The 22,991-nt window shown below is 65.5% G+C and carries 20 protein-coding genes; 9 read left to right on the plus strand and 11 right to left on the minus strand.

Annotation, left to right across the window (positions count from 1 at the left end):
• Nucleotides 1-147 precede the first annotated feature (147 nt).
• Nucleotides 148-1,050 carry a glycosyltransferase family 2 protein gene (locus NTCA1_RS23140; protein WP_133085353.1) on the plus strand — a complete coding sequence of 301 codons (903 nt, stop codon included), beginning with the start codon at nucleotides 148-150 and terminating at the stop codon, nucleotides 1,048-1,050.
• Nucleotides 1,051-1,251: 201 nt separating this feature from the next.
• The gene (locus tag NTCA1_RS23145; protein ID WP_133085352.1) at nucleotides 1,252-1,533 is read left to right on the plus strand and encodes a hypothetical protein; all 282 of its coding nucleotides are present in this window, start codon (nucleotides 1,252-1,254) and stop codon (nucleotides 1,531-1,533) included.
• Between the two features lie 155 nt (nucleotides 1,534-1,688).
• On the opposite strand, the gene NTCA1_RS23150 is transcribed toward NTCA1_RS23145, so the two are convergent.
• Complete coding sequence (locus NTCA1_RS23150) at nucleotides 1,689-2,780, minus strand: 4-oxalomesaconate tautomerase (protein WP_305080997.1); 1,092 nt, start codon at nucleotides 2,778-2,780, stop codon at nucleotides 1,689-1,691.
• A gap of 101 nt (nucleotides 2,781-2,881) precedes the next feature.
• Here NTCA1_RS23150 and NTCA1_RS23155 point away from each other — a divergent pair, with 101 nt between their 5' ends.
• The 3 genes from NTCA1_RS23155 to NTCA1_RS23165 all read left to right on the plus strand — a co-directional run bounded on the left by NTCA1_RS23155 (nucleotide 2,882) and on the right by NTCA1_RS23165 (nucleotide 5,828).
• The gene (locus NTCA1_RS23155; protein ID WP_133085351.1) at nucleotides 2,882-4,036 is read left to right on the plus strand and encodes a LysR family transcriptional regulator; all 1,155 of its coding nucleotides are present in this window, start codon (nucleotides 2,882-2,884) and stop codon (nucleotides 4,034-4,036) included.
• Between the two features lie 162 nt (nucleotides 4,037-4,198).
• On the plus strand, nucleotides 4,199-4,747 hold the full coding sequence (locus NTCA1_RS23160) for a TetR/AcrR family transcriptional regulator (RefSeq protein ID WP_133085350.1): 549 nt from the start codon (nucleotides 4,199-4,201) through the stop codon (nucleotides 4,745-4,747).
• Between the two features lie 49 nt (nucleotides 4,748-4,796).
• The gene (locus NTCA1_RS23165) at nucleotides 4,797-5,828 is read left to right on the plus strand and encodes an NAD-dependent epimerase/dehydratase family protein (protein WP_133085349.1); all 1,032 of its coding nucleotides are present in this window, start codon (nucleotides 4,797-4,799) and stop codon (nucleotides 5,826-5,828) included.
• On the opposite strand, the gene NTCA1_RS23170 is transcribed toward NTCA1_RS23165, so the two are convergent.
• Nucleotides 5,816-6,211: a MerR family transcriptional regulator gene (locus tag NTCA1_RS23170; RefSeq protein WP_133085348.1), complete on the minus strand. Its 396-nt coding sequence runs from the start codon at nucleotides 6,209-6,211 to the stop codon at nucleotides 5,816-5,818. The two genes, NTCA1_RS23165 and NTCA1_RS23170, sit on opposite strands and share 13 nt — an antisense overlap.
• 68 nt (nucleotides 6,212-6,279) lie before the next feature.
• On the opposite strand from NTCA1_RS23170, the gene NTCA1_RS23175 reads away from it, so the two are divergent.
• Complete coding sequence (locus tag NTCA1_RS23175) at nucleotides 6,280-7,260, plus strand: aldo/keto reductase (RefSeq protein WP_086492288.1); 981 nt, start codon at nucleotides 6,280-6,282, stop codon at nucleotides 7,258-7,260.
• A gap of 12 nt (nucleotides 7,261-7,272) precedes the next feature.
• On the opposite strand, the gene NTCA1_RS23180 is transcribed toward NTCA1_RS23175, so the two are convergent.
• Together NTCA1_RS23180 and NTCA1_RS23185 are read right to left on the minus strand one after the other, a co-directional pair.
• On the minus strand, nucleotides 7,273-8,448 hold the full coding sequence (locus tag NTCA1_RS23180; protein ID WP_086492289.1) for an amidohydrolase family protein: 1,176 nt from the start codon (nucleotides 8,446-8,448) through the stop codon (nucleotides 7,273-7,275).
• Nucleotides 8,445-9,917 (minus strand): amidohydrolase family protein, encoded by a 1,473-nt coding sequence (locus tag NTCA1_RS23185; protein ID WP_133085347.1) that lies wholly within the window; start codon nucleotides 9,915-9,917, stop codon nucleotides 8,445-8,447. Before NTCA1_RS23185 ends, NTCA1_RS23180 begins: the two co-directional genes overlap by 4 nt.
• Nucleotides 9,918-10,009: 92 nt before the next feature.
• Between NTCA1_RS23185 and NTCA1_RS23190 the strand changes: the two genes are divergently transcribed.
• Nucleotides 10,010-10,846 carry a LysR family transcriptional regulator gene (locus tag NTCA1_RS23190; protein WP_133085346.1) on the plus strand — a complete coding sequence of 279 codons (837 nt, stop codon included), beginning with the start codon at nucleotides 10,010-10,012 and terminating at the stop codon, nucleotides 10,844-10,846.
• Between the two features lie 6 nt (nucleotides 10,847-10,852).
• On the opposite strand, the gene NTCA1_RS23195 is transcribed toward NTCA1_RS23190, so the two are convergent.
• The 7 genes from NTCA1_RS23195 to NTCA1_RS23225 all read right to left on the minus strand — a co-directional run bounded on the left by NTCA1_RS23195 (nucleotide 10,853) and on the right by NTCA1_RS23225 (nucleotide 20,222).
• Entirely contained in the window at nucleotides 10,853-11,848 is a 996-nt protein-coding gene (locus NTCA1_RS23195) for a DUF2891 domain-containing protein (RefSeq protein WP_133085345.1), read from the minus strand.
• Nucleotides 11,845-12,801: a DUF979 domain-containing protein gene (locus NTCA1_RS23200; protein ID WP_133085344.1), complete on the minus strand. Its 957-nt coding sequence runs from the start codon at nucleotides 12,799-12,801 to the stop codon at nucleotides 11,845-11,847. Before NTCA1_RS23200 ends, NTCA1_RS23195 begins: the two co-directional genes overlap by 4 nt.
• Entirely contained in the window at nucleotides 12,798-13,529 is a 732-nt protein-coding gene (locus NTCA1_RS23205) for a DUF969 domain-containing protein (protein ID WP_236549535.1), read from the minus strand. Before NTCA1_RS23205 ends, NTCA1_RS23200 begins: the two co-directional genes overlap by 4 nt.
• Nucleotides 13,530-13,542: 13 nt before the next feature.
• Nucleotides 13,543-14,856 (minus strand): MFS transporter, encoded by a 1,314-nt coding sequence (locus NTCA1_RS23210; RefSeq protein WP_086492223.1) that lies wholly within the window; start codon nucleotides 14,854-14,856, stop codon nucleotides 13,543-13,545.
• A gap of 115 nt (nucleotides 14,857-14,971) precedes the next feature.
• A complete protein-coding gene (locus NTCA1_RS23215) occupies nucleotides 14,972-15,361 on the minus strand; it encodes a response regulator (protein WP_086492224.1) in 390 nt (129 codons plus the stop codon).
• A gap of 4 nt (nucleotides 15,362-15,365) precedes the next feature.
• On the minus strand, nucleotides 15,366-19,082 hold the full coding sequence (locus NTCA1_RS23220) for a PAS domain S-box protein (protein WP_201282580.1): 3,717 nt from the start codon (nucleotides 19,080-19,082) through the stop codon (nucleotides 15,366-15,368).
• Nucleotides 19,083-19,256: 174 nt separating this feature from the next.
• A complete protein-coding gene (locus tag NTCA1_RS23225) occupies nucleotides 19,257-20,222 on the minus strand; it encodes a DUF4424 domain-containing protein (protein WP_133085342.1) in 966 nt (321 codons plus the stop codon).
• Between the two features lie 171 nt (nucleotides 20,223-20,393).
• Between NTCA1_RS23225 and NTCA1_RS23230 the strand changes: the two genes are divergently transcribed.
• Together NTCA1_RS23230 and NTCA1_RS23235 are read left to right on the plus strand one after the other, a co-directional pair.
• The gene (locus NTCA1_RS23230; protein WP_133085341.1) at nucleotides 20,394-21,875 is read left to right on the plus strand and encodes a hypothetical protein; all 1,482 of its coding nucleotides are present in this window, start codon (nucleotides 20,394-20,396) and stop codon (nucleotides 21,873-21,875) included.
• Between the two features lie 4 nt (nucleotides 21,876-21,879).
• Nucleotides 21,880-22,965 carry an acyltransferase gene (locus tag NTCA1_RS23235; RefSeq protein ID WP_133085340.1) on the plus strand — a complete coding sequence of 362 codons (1,086 nt, stop codon included), beginning with the start codon at nucleotides 21,880-21,882 and terminating at the stop codon, nucleotides 22,963-22,965.
• Nucleotides 22,966-22,991 lie beyond the last annotated feature (26 nt).

Here is a 22,991-nt window from a genome sequence, read left to right on the forward strand (position 1 = left end):
AAAAGCAGTCTTGAATCAGAACCCGGCCCGCTTGGGAATCCCTTTTGTCAACACGGCCTAGGCCTTCAGCGGGGCGTTCGGTGCTTACGGATCGACAGTGCGTTGACGTATGCCGTCACAAAATGACGGCTTAACCCGGGGATCATAATGAGCGCTTTGACGAATGACGTGCCTTTGAGCGTGGCTGTTGTCATTGCCAGTTTTGGACGCCCTCAGCTTTTGGCGCAGATGTACAAGCTGATGCAGGAACAGACTGTCGAGCCGGATGCTCTGGTCTTTTCAGTCGTTAGCGATAGCGACGTTCCCGAAGATTATGCCGATCGCCATGGAGTTCAGGTTATCATCGGGCAGAAGGGCCTTTGCTCACAAAGAAACCGGGCATTAGATGCGCTGGGGAACACTTATGATCTTATCGTTTTCTACGACGACGACTTTGTTCCCTCTCGAGGCAGTCTCGAAGGAATCAAGCGCTTCTTTGCGTCTCACCCGGAAGTGGTGGGTGCAACTGGCAACGTGATTGGCGACGGGGCGCGAGGACCTGGCATACCGTTCGAAATAGCTCGGGAGTTGATTGCGGACCATGAAAGCCGGAAGTTCAGTCCCAACTGCATCGTCACCAGTTTGGAGGGCCTTTACGGCTGCAACATGGTCTATCGCGCATCGGCCATCGAAACATCCAGATTCGATGAACGGCTGAGCCTTTACGGCTGGCAAGAAGATGTAGACTTTGCATCGTCTCTTTCTTCTCGAGGGCGCATCGTCAAGACGTTCGCATTTTCGGGTGTCCATCAGGGGGTGAAGTATGGCCGCACGTCTGGTGTTCGCCTTGGGTATTCGCAAGTGATCAATCCCATCTACCTCGTGCGGAAGGGGACAATGTCTACCAGTTTTGCTACGCGATTGATCGTTCGGAACGTCGTGGCGAACCACATACGTGTGTTCAAGCCTGAACCCTGGATCGATCGGGTCGGACGGGTAAGGGGAAATTGGATTGCTGCCCGCGATCTTTTGCTTGGCCGTCTTCTGCCGGAGCGGATCGAAGTGCTTTGAAAGATTCAATTAATTGGGGTTCTTATCGAAGGGGCTTCCTCTAATTTTCGTTCAGATATTGCCTTCGGCGATGGTCTCGACTGCATCCCCGTAACTTATGCGTCACAAGAATAGTCGTCACGAATCTCGTTTGACCACCGTATTATCGGTGAAAGGCGCTTATAAAGTCTTTCAACTGGGGGTTCTGGAAGGTCTGAGCTGATGATGGTTTTGAATTGGGCGCTCGCGATCATGGTCAAGGGTTTCGTCGAAAAGCCGCCGCTGCATTCCGTCAGCGTTTTCGTGCGCGTGGCAAGGGGGTGTCTCGGAAATTTCAGCCAAGAGCGCGAGCAACTCAGTAAGCGGTATTGGAGCAGCGCATCTGGCGAAGGTTGCTCGACTACCTTCGTCGAGGTCGCTGATGGCAGCATCATGTCCTGCCTCGACAAGTACAATAGCAAGCTGACTTCCGCTCCGCCGTGTATTTTACCGGCGTTAGCCTGACACTCATTCAGATTGTTCCTGACTGGTGCACTTCCGACCACCGTTGAAGGCACCCGGCCCACCCTGGTTCCCGACATAAGCTTCACCCGACCACCCAGTCGGGAAATCCTGCTTCAGGAGTTCCGGCATGGTGCGGCCGGTGCCGCATTCGGGCGTCAGGCCGAAAAAACGACCCCGTCCATCAGCTTGCGCGCGGTGCGAAGGAGGGCGGCGCTGGTTACGGCGCCGCCCTCGTCCGTGTCGAGGACACAGGACATCTCGCCGGTCGGATGCTCGACCGACAATGTCTTGCGGCGACCCTCGGGGATATTGGCCACTTCGGCGGCGGGTGAGCCTTCGATGAGGCAGGCCGTCGCTACCGAGACTGCGCCGAGCACGCCGATCGTGGCGTGGGCGCGGTGGGGAATGAAGCTGCGCACGGTCACGGCGCCGCCATTACGGGGCGGGGCGACCAGCATCATCTTGGGAACCGACTTGTCCTTGACGTCGCCCAGGTTCATCCGTTCGCCCACGGCCAGGCGGATGGCCTCGATCTTCGCCTTGAGTTCGGTATTTGCGTCAAGGCTCTCGCGGTCCTCGTAGCCGGTCACGCCCACGTCCTCGGCCTTCATGACCACGCAGGGCATGCCGTTGTCGATCAGCGTCACGCGCACGCCGTTCACTTCGTCGGCCGCGTTGCCGGTGGGGAGCAGCGCGCCGCAGGAGGAGCCGGCGGTATCGCGAAACTCCAGCGGCACCGGAGCATGCGTGCCCGGAACGCCGTCGATCGCGGCTTCGCCCTTGTAGGACACGGTACCGTCAGGGGTTTGCACGGTGGCGACGGCGACCTGGCCGGTATTCTCCATGAAGATGGCGACGGAGGTTTCCTCGCCTTTTGCCGCGATCAGTCCGCGCTCGATGGCGAAGGGGCCGATCCCGGCAAGGATATTGCCGCAGTTCTGCTGGTCGCTGACGAGCGCCTGATCGACGAAGACCTGGAGGAACAGGTAGTCGACGTCGATGCCCTCGCGCTCGGATTTGTTGACGACCGCGACCTTGCTGGTCAGTGGGTCGGCGCCGCCCATGCCGTCGATCTGGCGCGGATCGGGAGAGCCCATGATGGAGAGGAGGAAGGCATCGCGCGCGGCCGTATCGGCGGGAAGGTCGCTCTTGAGGAAATAGCCGCCCTTGGAAGTGCCGCCGCGCATCCACATGCAGGGCACGCCGTTCTGGTTGGCGCCGTCCTGGTTGGCATCGGTGGCAGTCATCGCAATTCTCCTTTTCCCGCATTGGGCGTCCTGCCGCAGCGTCTGCGCAGGGGGAAAGAGAAACTTTGGACGCGTGATAGGATTTGGCTAAGAGTGATTCCATGGACATCTGGAATTTCAACCTCCGGCACTTGCGCGCCGTGGCCAAGATCGCCGAATTGGGGACGGTCAACGCTGCCGCTCTGGCCGTAAACCTCAGTCAGCCTGCGATAACACAGGCGTTGGGGCGGCTGGAAGGCATGATCGGCTTGCCGCTGTTCGAGCGCCGTCACGACGGCATGATTCCCACTCGCGCCGGCGAAATCCTGGCGCCCCGCATCAGCGCCGCGCTCGCCCATATCCAGAGCCCGCATGTCACCATGTCACGGCTGCGTGCGCTGCTGGCGCTGGCGGAGACGGGCAGCTATGCCGGGGCCGGGCAGGAGACAGGCCTGTCGCTCCCCTCGATCCACCGCGCGGTCAATGATCTGGCGTTGGCGCTGCGTCGGCCGCTGGTGGCGCGGCAGGGCAAGTTCGTCATCACCACCGAGGCGGGAACCCAGCTCGCACGCGAGTTTCGCCTTGCGCGGGTGGAACTGGAGGCGGGCCTGTCCGAAGTGGAGGCCCTGCGCGGTCTCGAAACCCGGCGCATCGCCATCGGCGCCATGCCGCTTTCGCGTGCGCGGATCCTGCCCGCCGCCGTGGCGCGGTTCCTGTCGCGGCGTCCCCGCGTGAAACTCACCATCGTAGAGGGATCGCGCGCCGAACTGGTCGAGCCGCTGCGCAACGGCACGTTGGACCTGATGGTCGGCGCCTTGCGCGATCCGCTGGTGGAAGGCGATCTGGTGCAGCATCCACTCTTCGAGGACCGCCCGGCGGTCTACGGGCGCAAGGGCCATCCGCTTGAGGGCGCGCAGCCCGCCGCCGCCGACGTCGCCCGTTACCCGTTCACCCTGCCGCCGCGCGGCACGCCCCTGCGCGACAGTTTCGAGCGCTATTTCGAGGAACATGGCGTGCCTCTGCCGGACGTGCCGGTGGAGTCGGGTTCGGTGATGATGATTCGCCAGGTGATGATGGGCGGCGATTTCCTGACCGTGCTGTCGCCCGACCAGGTCACGGTGGAAGTGGAAGCGGGCTGGCTCTGCGAACTGGCGCGGCTTCCGGCCGCCTTCACCCGTCATATCGGCATGACGACCCGCGCCTCATTGCGCCCGACGGAAGTGCAGGCGGAGTTCATCGCCGACCTTGAATGGGCGGCGAAGCGGGTCGGGGCTTAGAGTCTGTTTGAAAATTCGCGTAACGCAAATTTTGCGGCACCAGCCCGCACAAAAATGCCCCTCCGGGCATTTTTCAAACCGGCTCTTAGCGCATCGGACCCGTTGACGAAGCGCATCTTCTCTATTTATATCCATCCGGTCAGATATTAATTGAGATAGAGCGTGGGCCGCAAGAAATCCATCGACCAGGACCATATCCTCGATGCCGCCGAGGCGGTCGTTGCCGCCCTTGGCGCTGCGCGCCTGACGCTGGAAGCGGTTGCGAAGCAGGCCGGGATCAGCAAAGGCAGCGTCGTCTACGACTATGGTTCGAAGCAGGCTTTGCTGGAGGCGATGGTGCAGCGCGCCGTCTCGCGTGACAATGCGTTCAACGAGGCTGCGGCGGAAGCTTGCGACGCTGCTGAAAATCGCACGCTTCAAGGCCGCATAGCGGCGGCTGCGGAACCATTCCCCGATGCCTTTCGTGCGGTCGCTCTCAACATCTGCGCGGCGCTTGCGCAGGACCTGGCGCTGCGTTCGGCCATCCAGGATAACCAGAATGCGGTGATCGACCGGGTTCGCCAAGAAGCGTCTGGCGCACGCGGGCCGATGCTGGCCTATCTGGCTCTTGAAGGCATGAAGCTTCTGGAATCGCTGGATTACCACCAGTGGCCGGAGGGTGAGCGAAAAGCCCTCCTGGCCGACATTCGCTGGCTGGCCGCAATGCCCTGAGCTTTCCGGCGTTTCGCCGAACTCCTCCAACCAAAGGCAGTTTCAGATCATGACCGACCGCATTGCGGAGGGGGACGCGCTTGTCTCCGCTCCTCGCCCCTGTTCGCCCATTTTTCTCACCGGAGGCAGCGGCTATCTCGGCCGTAATCTCATCCGCCATTTCGTGAGCGGCGGCTGTGAAGTGGTTGCCCTCGTGCGCTCGGGCCGGGCGGCGGATGTCGTCCGTGCGCTTGGAGCGATCCCGGTCGAGGGAGAACTGACCGGCCCGCAACCGGTGCAGGTGATGAAAGGCTGCAAGGCGCTGGTTCATGCCGCCGCGCATACCGGTCACGGCCTTGAAACGCCGGAACACGCGGCCGTCAATGTCGAGGGTACGCGCGCGATCTTTGCGGCCGCCCGTGAAGCGAGAGTGACGCGCGCAGTTCACGTCAGCACCGAATCCGTTCTGCTCGATGGGCGGCCCCTGATCAATGCCGACGAGTGCCGTCCATTCCCCCGGTGCTATCCGGGCGCTTATTCGCGCACCAAGGCCGAGGCGGAGCGCATAGCGCTCGCGTCGGCGGGTGACGGTCTGGACGTGATGGCTGTTCGTCCGCGCTTCGTTTGGGGGCGGGACGATACGACGGCACTGCCGATCCTGGTGGAAGCGGCAAGGTCTGGCAAGATGGCCTGGATCGATGGCGGCCATTACCTGACATCCGCCACGCATGTCGCCAATGCCTGCCACGGTATCGACCTTGCCCTGCGCAGAGGCAGAAGCGGTGAAGCCTATTTCGTTACCGATGGCGAGCCGATCCCCTTCCGCGACTTCGTGTCGCGGCTTCTGGAAACCCAGGGTATCGCCCCGCCGACCAGACAGGTGCCCTCCTGGATCGTGCAGACGGTAGCCCGTGTCGGCGAGAGGATCGCCGCGCTGAGCGGGGGCAGATTTAAGCCGCCAGTGACGCGGCAGGATCTGGCAACGATGGCGGTTGAAGTAACGCTGGACATCGCCAAGGCACGGCGGGATCTGGGCTACGCGCCGCTGGTTTCGATCGAGCAGGGACTTGCTGAACTGCGCCAAGCCATTCAGCAGGCATAGTTTCCCGGCTGGGGAGAGGCGCCGAGGCGTCCCGCTTCCACCCATTCCACTTTAGCCTTGAGGAAGGCCAGCGCGGCATCCAGTTCATGTCGGCGTTCCTCGAGGCGCGAAATCTGGGTGCGCAGGATTTCCGCCGTGCGTTCGTCCGATCCTGCGCCGCGCCGGTATTCCTCGGCGAGCGCGCCAATTTCCGCGAGCGAGTAGCCTAGCGACTGCTGCAGGCGGATCATTTGCGCGGCCGTAACGTCATCCCGTGAAAACACCTGGTAGGGATTGCTCCCGCCCTTCGTGCTTCGCTCCGGCCTGAGCAGGCTCTTGTTGATGTAGAAGCGAACCGTGTCGACCGAAAGGCCGGTCTCTCTGGCAAACTGTGAAATCAGCATGAAGCGCCTTGACCATGGACTATACTCCACACTTATAGACCCTGCCTGTCATTTTTTGGAGTATGATCATGACCGGCAATTTCGCGCTTCCCCGTATCGTCCTGGGCGACGGTGGCCCCGAGATCGGCATTCAGGGTCTCGGCTGCATGGGAATGAGCGAGTTCTATGGAGAGACGGACGCGGCGGAGGCGCGTGCCACGCTCGGCCGCGCGCTTGAACTGGGGATCACCTTGTTCGATACGGCGGACGTCTACGGCATGGGCCAGAACGAGTGCTTTCTTGCGCCCTTCGTGAAAGCCCATCGTGACCGCGTTGTCATCGCCACGAAATGCGGCTATGCGCGCAGCCTCGAGAACCCGGACGATTGGAGCCTCGATAATCGGCCCGAATTTATCCGCCGGGCCGCGGACGCTTCCCTGCAACGGCTGGGCGTAGAAGTCATCGACCTCTACTATCTGCACCGTCGCAGTTCCGAGGTGCCGCTGGCCGAGTCCATCGGTGCGATGGCGGAACTCGTGAAAACCGGGAAAGTGCGCGCGCTTGGACTGTCGGCAGTCTCGGCGGACGAGTTGCGGGAGGCCTGCGGAATCCATCCGATCGCGGCGCTGCAATCCGAATGGTCGATCTTCACGCGGACCATCGAAGCGGAGATCGTTCCCGCCGCCGCCCGCCTGGGCGTGACGATAGTGCCCTATTCCCCGCTGGGCCGCGGCATGTTGACCGGGAAGGCCTTCGCCAACGGAATTGGCGCGGGCGACGCGCGCAAGCATTTCCCGCGTTTTTCACCGGAGAATCTGGACGCGAACATGCGTCTGGTGGCAACCATCGAGGATATCGCCGCGAGCCTTCGGGTCAGCCCTGCGCAAGTGGCACTGGCCTGGCTCTATGGCAAGGCGCGCGAGCTGGATGTTGCGATCGCCCCCATCCCCGGAACGCGCAGCCGGATGCGCCTTGAACAAAATGTTGCGGCGGCATGCATGACACTCACGGACGAGGCGATGGCTTCGCTGGAGCCGCTGGCGCGGGAAGTCGCGGGTATCGCCATCTGATCGGCAGCGGGATCAGGCTCTTGCCGGATCCGCCGCCTTGCCGCGACGGAAGACAAGCCGTTCGGACGGAGGCGCAGCCACGGCGGCTGCCGCATTGAGCGCGGGCAGGGCCACGAAAGTGGCCTCCGCGCCCACCGTCAGCTCCCGGTTTTCCAGCCCTAGCGCCCGTGCGGACTCGGTCGTGGCCATGCCAAGAGCGACGCCGAGATGCTCGTCGGTGTAGAAGCCGGAGCGATAGCCGATCAGCATGGCGCGCTGGAGCATGTCGCCGTTGCCATAGGGCCACCAGGCGTCGCGGATATTGTCGTTCCCGGCAAAGAGGCGAACGCCGTGCTCGCGCAGGCGCAGGATCGGCGGGAAGGCGCGGTCGCCGGGGGCATTGGTCATGATCGCCACGCCTGCATCGGCAAGGGCGCGGGCGATGCTATCCAGCGCGGGCTGGTCGACATCGCCCAGCGCATAGGCGTGGCTGACCGTCACGCGCCCGGCCATGCCCAGCGCCAGAGTGCGGGCGGCGATGCGGTGCAATTGCGCAATGCCGGGAAGGCCTGCCTCGTGGAGATGGATGTCGATCTTTGCGCCGTGCCTTTCGGCGATGCCGAAGACGACGTCCAGATGGCCGTCGGAATTGCCGTCCATGCCCTCGGGGTCGATGCCGCCGACCACTTCGGCGCCTTCGCGGATTGCGGCATCGAGGATATCGGCCGTGCCCGGGCAGGTGAGAATACCGGCCTGCGGAAAGGCGACCAGTTCGATATCCATGCTCTCGCGCCACTTCTCGCGCATGGCCATCACGGCATTGAGGTGCGAGAGGCCGGTCGTGGCATCGACATCGACATGGCTGCGCATCGCCACCGTGCCGAGGCTGGCGGCCTGCGCGATAAGCACGTCGGCGCGGACGGCGGCGGGGCGTACGTCGGCCAGCATCGCCTTTTCGGCGGCGAGCCTGTCGCGCAGGCTGGCGGCCGGGCGGTGGGGTTGCCAGGGTTCGCCGAAGAAGCTCTTGTCGAGGTGGATGTGGCCGTCGACGAAGCCCGGCAGGACGAGCCTGCCGCCAAGGTCCACGCGCTCGGTCCCCTCGCCCGCGACGAGATCGTTACCGATCCCGACGAAACGTCCGCCCGATGCGGCGAGATCGGCAGGCGTGCCGTCCGGCAGCAGGGCATTGGTGAAAAGGCGCTCGATCATCGGCTGGCCTCCGGTGCGGCGCCGCCCTTCTCGCTGGCGTTCCATGCGGCGACCTTGTCCCGGGTCTGGGCCAGCATGCCGTCCAGCGCGGCGCGGTTGTAGAGCTTGCCGTCCATCACCACGGCGCGGATCGCGCGGGTGGCGGCGATGTCCTTCAGCGGATCGCGGTCCAGCAGCACGAGGTCGGCGGCCTTGCCGGGCGCGACGGCGCCGTAGCGATCGAGCCGCCCGAACCAGGCCGGGCCCGCGCGAGTCGCGGCGGAAAGCGCCTCGGCGGGCGTGAGGCCCTTGTCCACGAACAGGCTCAACTCGTCATGCAGGCCGATGCCGGGGTAGTTGAAGGAGTTGAGGAAGCCCGCATCGGTTCCGGCGATCACCGTGACCCCGGCCTTTTCCAGCAGCGGCAGCACGGCGGCCATGCGGTCGAAATGCTCGTGACGCGCCTTGATCGCAGCGGCGTCGGCCTTGGCGGCGCGTTCGACGCGCCAGTCGTAAGTCTTGCGCAGCTTCGGGCCGATATAAGCGAGGTAGGGGTCGTCGGCGTGATCGTCGGCATCGAGCCAGGCGATCACGCGGCTGCCGTTCAGGGTCGGGGTGACGAAGACGCCCTGCTTGGCGAACTTGCGGTAGGAGGCCATGGCCGTGGCCCTATCGAAGCCATTGTCGAGCAGGCGGTTGGCTTCGGCGCGGTCAATCCGACCGGCGGCGAAATCCGCGGCGATCCTCGCTTCGTCCTTCACGCCCGCCTTGTAGGCATAGTCGAGGTGCTCGATCGAACTGATGCCCGCGTCCACGGCCTGCCCGACCGTCAGGGCCATCGGGATATGGCCGGAAGTCCGCAGCCCGCGCGCTTTCGCCTGCGAGACGGCGTAGAGGAACAGCTGCGGGTCCAGCGTGCTGTCGGTGATCTTCACGAAGTCCACCTTGTCTCGCTCCTGAAGCCGGGCGAGCGCGGCATCGACATCGGCCTTGCTGCCGACCTCGATCGTGCCTTTCCAGACCGGCTTGATGCCTTCGATCTTGGCGCCCGAGGTCAGGAGGTGCGGGCCGAACAGGGTTCCGCCTGCGATTTCGCCGCGCCATTGCAGGACCTGCTCGGGCAGGTCCCCCGAACAGTCGCGGATCGTGGTGATCCCGTGGGCGACGTAGAGCGGCAGAAGCGCCTTGTTCTCCTCGATCAGGTCGGGGCCGCCGCCGAAGTGGACATGCATGTCCCAGAGGCCGGGGATGAGGAACCGGTCCTTGCCCTCCACGACATCGCGGGCCTGCCAGTCGCGGGCGATGTCGCGGTCCTTGCCGACGGCCACGACGTCGCGGCCGCGCAGCACGACGGCCTGTTCCTTGACCGCCCGCGCATGTTCGACATCGATGACGGTGACGTGGCGGATCATCACGTCGCCCTGGTCTGCCGCGAGGGCAGGCGTGGTCGTGGCCATGAGCGCGGCGATCAGCGGGGCGACAAACTTCATCGGGAAACTCCTTCGCGGCGTGTTTACCCCATGCACCGGATAATTCGCAAATTAGATGTTTATATAAATATCATTCAGTATATGAATGGTCGATGCTCGATCCCAGACTTCTTCGCAGCTTCGTCGCCATCGTCGATACCGGCCACTTCACGCGCGCGGCGGAGCGGCTGGGCATGACGCAATCGACCATCAGCCAGCAATTGGGGCGGTTGGAGGAAAGTGCCGGCCACCCCCTGATAGACCGCGCGGCCCGGCCGGTGCGACCGACGGCGATGGGGGAGCGCCTGCTGGGCCATGCCCGCCGTATCCTCCAGCTCGATGCCGAGGCGCAGAGCCTGCTGAAGGATCCGGCGGGGACGGCCGCGATCTCCATCGGCGTGCCGGAGGATCTGGCGACGCGGAGCATGGCGCAGGGCCTGGCGCGCTTCGCGGCCAGCAACAGCCGGATCCGGCTCGACGTCGTCACCGGGCTCAGCCGCGATCTCGCCTCGCGCTACCGTCAGGGCGAATTCGACATCGTGGTCGTCAAGGAAGACCAGCCCGCGCCCGATTGCCGAGCCAGCTTTCCCGAACCGCTCGGCTGGTTCGCGGCGCCCGAGGGCGCGGTGGAGATGTGCGATCCGCTGCCGCTGGTGACCTTTCCGGTCGGCGGGCTCTACCGCGAGACGATGTTTCGCGAACTCGAAGCGGCGGGCCTGCGCTGGTACGTGGCGTTCTCGGGCAGCAGCCTGCAGAGCGTGCTGGCGGCGGTATCGGCGGGGATGGGCCTTTCGCTCCTGCCGCTATCGGTCACGCCGGGGCAGGGCCTGCGCCGGTTGGACGGGATGGGACAGGCGGCGCCGATGGTGGTCTCGCTCTATGCGCGCGAAGACAATGAACCGATCGGCGCGCTCGTCGAACTGATCCAGGCCGTGTTGGCGACGCGCTGAGCCTTCTCAGCTATCGGCTGCGGCCAGAAGCGCGAGCAGCGCGAAGCTCGCCAGCCAATGTTCGCCCATATAGTCGCCTTCGACATGGGCCATCGCCGCTTCGAGATGGCGCTCGGCGGCGTCGATGGCCAGGTCCCGGCCGCTCGCCATGGCCGGAGCCAGTTCGCGCCAGGCCCAGGCGCGGCTGAGGTTGAGCCCGTCGAGATGGGCGATCTTGCCGTCGCTGCGGTCGCTGACATGGGCGGGCGTGAAGATGCTGGCGGGGCGGCGCTCCGACAGGCGCGGCAGGAACGCCGCGAACCATTCGGAAAAACCGGCCTCGCCAAGCGCGCGGCGCATCAGCAGCGCCTCGCTCAGCGCGGAAGAGAGAAATTCGTCGCCGCCCGGTTCCCAGGCCTGGCAATCCTCGTCGTTCTGGAACCATGCCGCCGCTTTGGCGCGGATCTGCGCCGCCAGCGCGGGATCGAAGACGTCGGCCCATTCCAGCGACAGCGTCAGCGCGAAGGCGCTGTTGAAGTGCGTGCCGGTGCGGATCGGATAGGTCAGGATCGTCAGGTAATGCGCCAGTCGCGATGCCAGGGCGCGGGCCAGCGGCTCCAGGCGCGCGGCCCAGGGGCGATCGGCATGGCGCGAGGCTTCGAGGTGGAGGTAGAGCAGCCAGCTCCAGCCATAGGGCCGCTCGAACCCGCCGGCATTGGGCCGGTCGAGATAGGCCAGCTCGGCGGCGAGCTTGTCCGGTGTGAAGGTCTCGTCCGCGCGCTCGGCCACAAGCGGGGCTTCGGGCAGGTCGCCGTGCAGGCGGCGCAGGGTCAGCAGGGTCCACCAGCCGTGTACGCAGCTGTGCCAGTCGAAACTGCCGTAGAAAGCAGGATGCAGGACGCGCGGGGGCAGCACGTCCTCGTCGGCATTCATGACATGGTCGAGCTTGTGCGGATATTCGCGGCCGACATGGCCAAGTGCGATGCGCATGAAGCGGGCGGCGGTCTCGGGCGTGAGGATCATAGCAGGAATCCGGCGATGTAGAGGATCAGGATATTGCAGGCGAGCAGGGGCAGGGCCGTGCCGATCTGGCGGCGGATCACGCCGTACTCGTCCTTGAGTTCGAGCAGCGCGGCGGGAACCATGTTGAAGTTGGCGGCCATCGGCGTCAGCAGGGTGCCGCAGAATCCCGCCAGCATGCCGATCGCACCGACCACCGCCGGATCGCCGCCATGGGCCTTGATCAGGATCGGTACGCCGATCGCGCTGGCCATGACCGGGAAGGCGGCAAAGGCATTGCCCATGATCATGGTGAAGAGCGTCATGCCCAGCGCAAAGACCACGACCGCCAGGAAGACGTTGCCCTCCGGCAGGATCGCCAGGCTCATGGCGCCCACCGCGCCGCCGACTCCTGCCGCTGTGAATACCGCGCCGAGGGCAGCGAGCATCTGTGGCAGCAGGGCCGCCCAGCCGATCGAATCCATCAGGCGGCGGCCCTCGTCCACGGGCGCGGAGAGCGGGGGCTTCAGCCATATCATGGTTCCGGCAAGCGCCAGGGCGACACCCGTCACCAGCAGCACCAGCGTCACCCAGCGCGGATCGATCAGACCCGCTGCGCCCAGCGGCGTATAGCTGAACAGCAGGGTGCCCGCGAAAGCCGTTACCGGGATCACCAGCGCGGGCAGGAACAGCTTCGAGCCGAGCTTGCGGGCGAAGGCCTCGCGCTCTTCGGAGGAGGTCGTGCGCGGACGGCCCAGCCCGAGACAGCGGCACCCCGCGAGGCCGACCAGCAGCAGCACGAGTATGCCGTTGCCGAAATCGCCCAGCCGGTCGCCCAGCAGGAAACTGACCGCGACCAGCGCCCAGAACGCGGCATTGCCCCAGCGCCTGGGATTGTGCGGGTCGCGGGCGCTGGCCACCGCGAAGGCGGCGAAGACCAGCCCGGCCACGAAATAGAGCGCTGCGATGCCGATCATGCGCCAATGCTCCCGGCCGCGGCGGCGCGGGCAGCCTTGCGGCGCAGGCGGCGGCCGAACAGGCGGATTCGCAGGGCATGGATCGCGAAAGCGCAGATCGCCGTCGGGATCGCCCAGAGCGAGAGGTGGATCGGCGCAATTTCTATGCCTTCGCCCCGCAGTACGCCCTGGATCAGCAGGATCGAACCGATGGCGATGAAGATGTCCTCGCCGAAGAACACGCCCACATTGTCGGTCGCGGCGGTCATGGCCTTGACCTCTTCGAGGTCCGCCTCGTCGATCTCGGGATTTTCCTTGCGCGCCGCAGCTTCGGCCATCGGTGCGAGCAGGGGGCGCACGGTCTGCGGATGCCCGGCGACGGAGACGAGGCCCAGCGCCGCCATGCCCTGCCGGAATGCGAGATAACCCACCAGCAGCCGTCCGACCGTGGCGCCGCGCATGGCCTCGATCAGGCCGCGCGCCCGTTGTTGCAGGCCGAAGCGTTCGAGCAGGCCGATCACCGGCAGTACGACATAGACCACGGTGATGAAACGATTGTCGTTGAAACCCTTGCCGAGCAGCGAGATCACCGCGACCAGGTCCATGCCCCCGAGAAGCCCGGTAAGGATCGCGGCGGCGGCCACGACGAGCAGCGGATTGAAGCGCAGCGCGAAGCCGCAGACGACCACGAGAATGCCTGCGAGCGGCCAATAGTCGATATGACCGTCCAGCATGTACGGAGATCCCATTTGAAATTAAGCCTTAATCTTCCAGGATCAGGCTGTGATTGCGCGTCTCGCGCATGCGTGCGTAGACCACCAGCGATATGGCGATCATGACCGAGACGTAGATGTAGAAGGCCTGCTCGATCCCGGCCTGCTTGAACCAAAGGGCCACGAATTCGGCGGTTCCGCCGAACAGCGTATTGGCAAGCGCATAAGGCAGGGCGACGCCAAGCGCGCGGATATGGGCGGGGAACAGCTCCGCCTTCACGACGGCGTTGATCGAGGTGTAGCCGGTCACGATCACCAGCCCCGCCATGACCAGCAGACCGGCGACGAGCGGATCGCGTGTCTGCGCCAGCGTCGCGAAGATCGGGTATGTGAAGAGAACCCCGAACAGACCGAAGCCCACCATCAGCGGCTTGCGCCCGACCCGGTCGGAAAGAGCGCCCGCAACCGGCTGGAGCAGCATGAACAGGAACAGCGTGATGCCGTTGATCTGCGAGGCGGTCTCCCGGTCGAGGCCGCTGGTGTTGACCAGGAACTTCTGCATGTAGATCGAATAGGCGTAGAACGCGATCGTGCCGCCCGCCGTCAGCAGCATCACCGTCAGCGTTTCGCGCGGGTGGCGGCGGATCAGTTCAAGGAAGCCGGATTGCGGCGCACCTTCGGCACGAGCCTTCTCGAAGCTGTGCGTCTCGGCCATGCCCCGGCGCAGACGGAATACCAGGATCGCCAGCGCGCCGCCGATGACGAAGGGAATGCGCCAGCCCCAGGCATCGAGCTGTGCTTCGGTGAGCAGCGCCTGAAGCACCAGGAGGACGCAGATCGCGACGAGTTGTCCGGCGATCAGGGTGACGTACTGGAAGCTCGAATAGAAACCGCGCCGGTCGCGCCCGGCCATTTCCGACAGGTAGGTGGCGCTCGCGCCATATTCGCCGCCGATCGAAAGGCCCTGCATCAGCCGCGCCAGCACCAGCAGCAGCGGCGCACCGATGCCGATGGTCTGGTACGAAGGCGTCACCGCGATCAGCAGCGATCCCGCGCACATCAGCGCCACCGAGAGCGTCAGCCCGCTCTTGCGCCCCTTGCGGTCGGCATAGATGCCCATGAGCCAGGCCCCGACCGGGCGCATCAGGAAGCCCACTGCGAAGATTGCCGCGGCGCTCAGCAATTGGGCGGTGCGATCCTCGTCCGGGAAGAAGTGCGGTGCGAAATAGAGCGTGAAGGCAGAATAGGCGTACCAGTCGTACCATTCGACGAGATTGCCGGTGGATCCCGCGACGATGGCCTTCAGGCGCTGGCCGCGGTCCGGCGGCAGCAGGGTGGGGGCAGGGCTTGACACTGACGACATCGGGACGTGTGCCCTCTCTTCTGGCCTATCGCCGCCGGGGACAGGCGGAAAGACCGGAAGGGTTATGGCAAGCGGCGGCAAAGGTCCAGTGAAGCGGGAGCGTTTCCGGCGGAATTCAGGCGCGCGACTGCGCCAGCAGCGTCATCGCTTCCTCAAGCTGCGCGAATGTATAGGGCTTGTTGAGCATGACGGCGGGCTGGTGCGGCAGGTCCCAGTTGCCGCCACCGCTGGCGATGGCGAAAGGCACTGATCGCGCGGCCACTTCCGCCACGACCGGATCGGCACGCTCGCCTGCAAGGTTCATGTCGATCAGCGCCACGTCGAATTCATCTGTACGCGCCGCCTCCAGCGCATCTGCCAGAGTGGCATGGGGGCCCACTACCAGGCAGCCGAGATCGCCCAGCATTTCCTCCAGCAGCATGGCCACCAGCACTTCATCTTCCGCGACCAGTACGCGCAGACCTTTCACTTGAAACGCCCCCTCACCGCCAAATCCCTCCGACATGCCCTCAATCCTCGATGCTTTCGCGAATCCGCTTCGCCAGCGCATCCATGGCGAAAGGCTTGGTTATCATGGCCATGCCCGGTTCGAGAAATCCGGCGGCAAGGGCGGCATTTTCGGCATAGCCGGTCATGAACAGGACCCGCAGCCCCGGCCGTGCGGCGCGTCCTCCGTCGGCGACCTGCCTGCCGTTGAGGCCGGGCAGGCCGATGTCGGTGATCAGCAGGTCGATGCGTTGCCCCGATTGCAGGATCTCCAGCCCGGCGGGGCCGTCCGCCGCCTCGATCGCGGTATAGCCCAGTTCGTCCAGCACTTCGATGATGAGGCCGCGCACCACCGCTTCGTCTTCCACCACCAGCACGACTTCGCCCTCGACGGCGGCGGGCAGGTGGCCCGCCTCCGCGGCGCTGTCTTCCAGGTCCTCGACGCCGCGGTGGCGGGGCAGGAAGATCTTCACGCAGGTACCCAGGCCCTGTTCGGAGTAGATCCGGGCAAAGCCTTCGGACTGGCGGGTGAAACCGTAGATCATCGACAGGCCGAGCCCGGTTCCCTGCCCCATCGGCTTGGTGGTGAAGAAGGGTTCGAAAGCCCGCTCGGACACTTCGCGCGCCATGCCCACGCCGGTGTCGCTGATGGCGATGCAGACATATTGGCCGGGCTTCAGGTCGCGCTGCTGGGCGACGTAGTGATCGTCGAGATGGGCATTGCAGGTCTCGATCGTCAGCTTGCCGCCGTCGGGCATGGCATCGCGGGCATTGATGACGAGATTGAGGATCGCGCTTTCGAGCTGGTTGGGGTCGCAGCGCGTTTGCCACAGGCCGCCGGAGAGCACTAATTCCAGATCGATCTGCTCACCCAGGGTACGGCGCAGCATGTCCTCCATCGAGGCGATCAGCGGATTGGCGCGAACCGGGCGCGGATCCAGCGGCTGGCGGCGGGAGAAGGCAAGCAGGCGGTGGGTGAGCGAGGCGGCCCGGTCGGCCGAGGCCTTGGCGCCCTGGAGCCAGCGTTCCAGCTCGCCCGTCCGGCCTTGCGCCAGCCGGTTGTGCATCATGTCGAGGCTGCCGGTGATACCTTGCAGCAGGTTGTTGAAATCATGGGCGATGCCGCCGGTCAACTGGCCAACCGCTTCCATCTTCTGGCTCTGCCGCAGGGCCTCTTCGACCGCGCGCTGCTCGGTGATGTCGCGGCCGATCGCGTGGATGCGGCCGCCGTCCGGCACGGCGGTCCAGGCGATCAGGCGATAGTCGCCGTCGCGAGTGCGGTGGCGGTTCTCGAATGCAAGCATGCCCGAGCCGAGGAGACCGCTATCGCCGCCGTCTGAAGGCTCGGCATCGGCCAGCCCTGCTTCGGCGCTGCCGGCCAGCCGGGCGAGGGCGGATGCGGTCACCGCCCGGTCGTCGGGGTGGACGAAAGCGGCGATGCGGCGGCCCAGCATCTCGCCCTCGTGCCAGCCCAGCATGCGCTCGGCGGAAGGATTTACGGCAGTGATCAGGCCGGTATGGTCGCAGACCAGCATGAGATCGCGGCTGATCGACCAGAGCCTGTCGCGATCCTGCGCATAGGCCGCTTCGGCCTGTTTCTGCGCGTCGATATCGGTGTTGGTACCGATCCAGGCCGATGTCTCGCCATGGCCGTCGACCAGGGGGAGGGCGCGGGACAAGTGCCAGCGATAGCCCTGCTCGGCGTCGAGCAGGCGGAATTCGGTTTCGAAGACTTCGCCGGTCGCGACCGAATGCGCCCATTTCACGCGGGAATCCGCGCGGTCGTCGGGATGGATCACTTCGTTCCAGCCGTCAGAGCCCAGGCTCTCGCGCGTGCGGCCGGTATAGGCGTAGACGCGGTCGTTGAACCAGTCGATCTGGCCGTCCACGCGCGCGGTCCAGACCTGGATGGGCATGTTCTGCGCCAGCGTGCTGAACTGGGCCTCGCTCTTTTCCAGCGCGCGCTGGATGCGGCGGCGGTCGGTCACGTCTTGGACGACGCCGATCATGCGCACCGCGCGTCCCCGCGCATCGAACTCGAAATCCGCCTTGCGGGCGATCACGCGCTCCTCGCCGGTATCGGCGCGGCGGATGCGATATTCGACGTCGAGCCGGGTATTGCCCTGCTGGCGGCGCGCCCAGGTGGAAATCAGGTATTGATCGTCCGGGATGACGAGCTGCTCGATCCGTTCGACCGGTGGCGTACGGCCCGGTTCGGCATTGGGTTCGACCCCGAAGATGCGCCAGAACTCGTCGGTGCCGTTGATCCTGTTGGCGGGAATGTCGATCGAGAACAGACCGACGCCGCCCGCCTTCTGCGCGCGCCTCAGGCGGTCCTCGCTCTGGTCCAGCGCCTCCTGCGCGCGGTGTTCGGGCGTGCGGTCGCGCATCAGCTTGACGAAGCCGATCGCGCGTCCGCCTGCATCGCGCAGCGGAGTCATCTCGCTGAGACCCCAGAACCGCTCGCCGGACTTGCGCAAGTGCCAGCGGGCATCGTGGGCGCGGCCCGTTTCCAGCGCCTCGCGCCGTTTGGCGGCGGGGCGGCCGACGGCGCGGTCTTCCGGGGTGAAGAACGTGGCCATCGGCTGGCCGAGCATTTCCGCCTCGCTCCAGCCCAGCATGGCGGCGGCGCCTGCGTTCCACAGGGTGATCCTGCCGTCCGGGTCGGTGGCGACGATGCCGTAGTCAATCGCGCTGTCCAGGATCTGCCGGTTGAACGCCTCGCGCTCGTGAAGCTGGCCTTCCGCCCCGACCCGCTGGATATGCGCCCAGGAACGTTCGGTGACCTCGCGGATCACGCCCAGCTCGTAGTCGGTCCAGTCGTGCGCCTCGCGGTCGTGGATCGCCATCAGCGCGATCAGGCTGCCTTCCTTGATCAGCGGCATGCAGATCGTGGCGGTTATGCCGATATCCTGGAACGTCCGCGCTTCGTCCGGGGCCAGTTCGCTGCGGTTGTCGGCGATGATCAGCGGGCGGTCGGCATTGAGCTCGCGGATGGCGAGAGCGCCGAAGTCGGACAGCCGGTAATGCCCCACGATCGAGGGCGAACCGGGGGCGTTCCAGTCTCCGCGTATGGTGAAGCCGTTGCCGTCCTCGTCCATGTCGGCATAAGCGCAGTTCGACATGCCGAGGTGCTGGGCGGTCATGCGCGTGGTGATGGCCAGGATCTGGTCGGCGCTGCGGCAATCGCGCACGGCCCGGCCGAGATCGTCGAGGAAACGCAGGCGCGTCTCGCTTTCCTCCAGGGCGACACGCGCGGCGTGGGCTTCCGTGGTTTCCACGACCACGGCGATCACACCTGCCGGGGCGCCGTCGTCCCCTGAAATCGGGGAGTAGTCCAGATTGAGCCAGACCTTTTCGGGCTTGCCGTCCCGGTGGAGCGTGAGGACGTGATCGCGGTAGCTGAGCGTGCCGCCGCCAAGGCCCACTTTCAGGACGTTGTCGTTGAAGTCGGCCACTTCCTGCCACCCGTCGCGCACGTCGGATCCCAGCAGGCGGCTGTCCCGTGCGCCCGCGAAGCGCGAATAGGCGTCGTTGTAGATCATGACGCCGCTTTCGCCCCAGAGCAGGACCAGCGGCACCGGGGAGGGCAGCATGAAGGCCACCGTCTGTTTCAGGCTGGATTGCCAGCCACTGATCGGGCCGATCGCGGTGGAGGCCCAGTCATGCGCGGCGATGCGGCGCGCGAGGTCTCCGCCGTGGGACAGGAACCCTTCGGCAAAACCTTCGCCGTGCATCATTGACCCCATCTCCTGTGCGCCCCCGTCAGCGCGTAGACTTGCGCGACCCTGCGCACCATGGCTTCCCCGCGCAGCCGTGGCGATCTGCAAAACACCTTCGGCGGTTCCGAGTTCCCAGCCGCGACCGATGCCGGTGACAAAAAGCGGTTTTTGCGCCTCGCCGGCTTGGCCGGGCTACTCGGCGGTTCGGCGCTCCAGGAACAGGATCGACAGGTTCCTGTCCGGGCGCCAGTCGCTCTTCGTCATCTCGAAGCGGGTAGCGCCGATCTTGCGCAGGCCCTCGGCGCAGAAGCTGACGAAGTCTTCGGGCCGCTCCTTGTCCACCACAAGGCGGAACCGGCCGATCGGCTTCTTCCAGTTGCCGCCGGTCACCAGGATATAGTCCAGCCAGCCTTCCGAATAGACGACGTTCTTCGCCTCGGCCCGGCGCAGCGCGGAAAGCAGGGCGGCATCGACGCAATATGTGCGGACGGTCTCGGGATCGGCATCGCTGCCGAGCATGGTGGCAACGGTGCCCCCCACCGAAGGCCGGTAGCGGTGCTCGACGATGAGCGGCACACCGGCCGGGAAGCGCTGGAGCCAGTGGTAGGTCGTCTCCAGGCTCCAGGCCGGATAGCCGTCTTCGTCGAGCAGCCCGAGCCGCTCGGCTTCGGCGCGCCTCGCCGGGGCCAGCCGGTCCATGGCTTCCTGCGCGGGGCCGAGGTGCGGCGCCAGCGGGATCGCGTTGGCGCGCAGCCAGGCGGTGCGGTCGGCAGTGCCCAGCATGGCCTTCTGCTCGATCTCCATCTTTACCGGCTTGCCGTCCACGCGGGTTTCGAAACCCAGGAAATTGTCGGGCGAGTCCAGCGGGATCGCGATGTCCATCTCGAAGAACGCCCGCCCGCCGACAGGCGGAAGCGGAAAGGCCACGCGGCTGACGACGTCCTGCTTGGCCGTATTGACGAAAGTGTAGCGCACTTTCACCGCCGAGCGGGATATCTCGAGGTCCTCGGTCTGCATCTCGATGCTGTCGCTTTTGGTGAGAACCAGCCCGCCCGCGGCAAGCTGCGCCGAGGAATCGTTGGCCAGGGCGGCCTGCGACAGGCAGGACCCGAGTGCGAGGGCGAGTGAGAGGGCGGCAGGGACGGCAATTCTCCACATCGGCCCGACCTAGCGCGGCAGGCGCACCGGATTCAATCGCCTTTCGGCTTGGATTCAGGGGACTTGCATCGAACGGAATGAGAGTTAACGCTTCCTTCGCCATGGTGGACTAATGCCATGAGCGGCGTCTCTTTGACCGGCAGGGCGGGCGCGGTTTTCGGAGCTTGTGGCTTGGCGCGTACCTCCCTTCGGATAGTGGCTTTGGCGGGCATGGCGCTGCTGGGCATCGCGCTCGTCTGGACATGTCTGCAACGCGGGCCGTGGTACGACGAGTTCTATACCCAATATGTCACGCGTCCGGGACTGCCCTGGGGCCGCGCGCTGCGGGAAAGCTGGATGGCGGACAATCATCCGCCGCTCTATTATATCCTGGCGCGCGCCACAGCGTGGCTGGGCTCCATCGCGCATCATCGCCTGCTCAATGTCGCACTCGGCGCGCTCGCGCTGGCAGGGGGGCTGGCCATCGTTCGCGACGTGCCGCGTCTCGCTCCGGCGGCGGCTGTTCTAATACTGGAACTCTCGGCCAACCCGTGGTCGCTGATTGCGGGGAGCGAACTGCGCTCCTATTTCCTGTCGCTTTGCGCCGGGACGGTCTTCGCCCTGGGTCTCTGTGCGATCCGGCTTACCCGTCAGGCAGGCACGCCGCTGCGTCAGACGGCGTTCTGGTCGGCTACTTTCCTGGCGTTCAACACCCATATCATCACCTCGCTTGCCGCAGCGGCGATTGCGCTGCCCTTCGTGCTGGCCTCGCTTGTTCGGCGGGACTGGCGGGAAGCGCGGGCCATCTGCCTGCCGGTCGCCGCAGGCGGACTGACCTTTGTCGCAGTGACGGCGATCCAGCTTCCCGTCTGGCTTTCCAACACCCGCGTGTTCTGGATCGAGCCGGGGTTCGATTCCGCCCGTTGGTCGGTGGAATGGGCGCTGCTGCGCACGCTGGAAGCGAACCCGGTCGTGCTTCTCGCAGGACTGGCCGGGGCCGTGCTGTTGGCCCGCGATACGCTGGTGCAGAAAAAAGCGAGCGGAGAGGCCGGCGCGCTCGCCTTGCTGGCGCTCGGCACCGTGCTTGCGGCGGCGGGGCTGGTGGCGTTGCACCTCCTGCGGCCGATCCTGATCGAGAAGTATCTCATGGCGCTGGTAGCCGCCGTCTGCGTCGGGTTGGGTCTGGCCGGAGGACGGCTGCTCGAAAGCCTGGGGCAGCGCCTTCGGGTCCTGGTACTGGTCGCGGCGCTGGCCGCCTCGGCCTATGCGCTGGTACAGAACGTGCCGCAGGCGGTGAACCGCGTGAGCTGGCTTGCCACCGGGCGGGCGATCGTGGAACAGGTGAAGCGCTGTCCGGGCACGGTGGTTCATACCGATCCTTACTGGAACGCCGAAGTCATGGCCATGCTGCCGCGCGACAATGCGCAAGTCGTGCCTTTCGCCTATCGCTACGTTGCCAAGAGTTTCGGCTTCAGGCTGGCCCCTTCGGGATCGCGTGAGACGGCGGCATCCTGCCCCACGGTGTTCTGGGGGGAGCACGACAGCAAGCAGCGCTTCGATGCCGCTGCCGTGGCGGAGCACTTGCGGCAGTCCGGCTTCGCCGTGAAGGGCATGGATTTCCAACGGCTAGAGGACGGCTGGATTGCGATCGTCCCGCCGACGGCGACGCGTTGAAGACATGATCGCTTCCCGCCCTCGCAAGCTCCTCTCCATCCAGGCCTTGCGCGGCCTGGCCGCCTTTGCTGTGGTCGCCTATCACGCCGCCCGCCATCTCGGGCAGGCGGTGGATGCTTCCGCGATTACGCGCGTGACCCAGCCGGGGCATGCGGGCGTCGATCTGTTCTTCGTCCTTTCGGGCTTCATCATCCTTCACGTCCACCGCCAGGACATCGGCCGTCCTGCCGCGCTCGGTCGCTATGGATGGCAGCGCTTCGCGCGCCTCATGCCGATCTACTGGGTGGCCCTGGCCGCCACGGTGGCTTCGCTGCTGCCGGGACATGCCGAGGACGTGACCCTCGCGCGCGTGGCGCTTTCGGCCAGCCTCCTGCCGGTTTCCCAGGATCCGCTGCTGGGCGTCGCCTGGACCCTGCAGCACGAGATGCTGTTCTACGGCGCCTTCGCCCTGCTGATCTGCAATCGCGCGCTTGGCCTTTGCTGTCTGCTGCTCTGGTTGGGCTGGGGGCTCGGCTGGGGTTTGGCCCAGGCGAGTGGAATGGTGCCCGGTGCGTGGAACGCCCCGCGCTTCACCAGCCTGTTCAACCTGCAATTCCTGTTCGGCATGCTGGCCGCCCTTGCCCTTTCCAGCGGACGGATCAGGCATGGCGGCGCACTGGCGCTCGTCGGCGGCGCGATCATGCTGGCGGTCACCCTGTTCGAAGCGACGGGCCGGATCGACGGCTATGGCAACATGGCCCGGCTGGCCTACGGCATACCTGCGGCCATGCTGATCGCCGGACTCGCCGCCTGGGAGCAGGGCGGCGAACGATCCGTTCCTGTCCCGCTGGCCGCGCTGGGAGAGGCGTCCTACAGCCTCTATCTCTTCCATCTGCTCGGGATCGGCGTTGCCTGGCAGGTCTGGTTGCGCAGCGGAATCGACACCGCCGCGCACCTCGCGGCCTGCTATCTGTTCCTGATGACGAGCGCGCTGGTGACGGGCCTCGCCGTTCATCGCCTGATCGAAGTACCGCTGCTGCGCTGGCTGCGTTCGAGAGGGCCGAGTGGCGCTGTGCAGCCGAGAATTGCGCAATATTGTTGCAAAACGTGAAAAATCGGCAGTTTTCCGCTGTCGGT

Source organism: Novosphingobium sp. TCA1, assembly GCF_009811895.1.
In the GTDB taxonomy this organism is placed as follows: domain Bacteria; phylum Pseudomonadota; class Alphaproteobacteria; order Sphingomonadales; family Sphingomonadaceae; genus Novosphingobium; species Novosphingobium panipatense_A.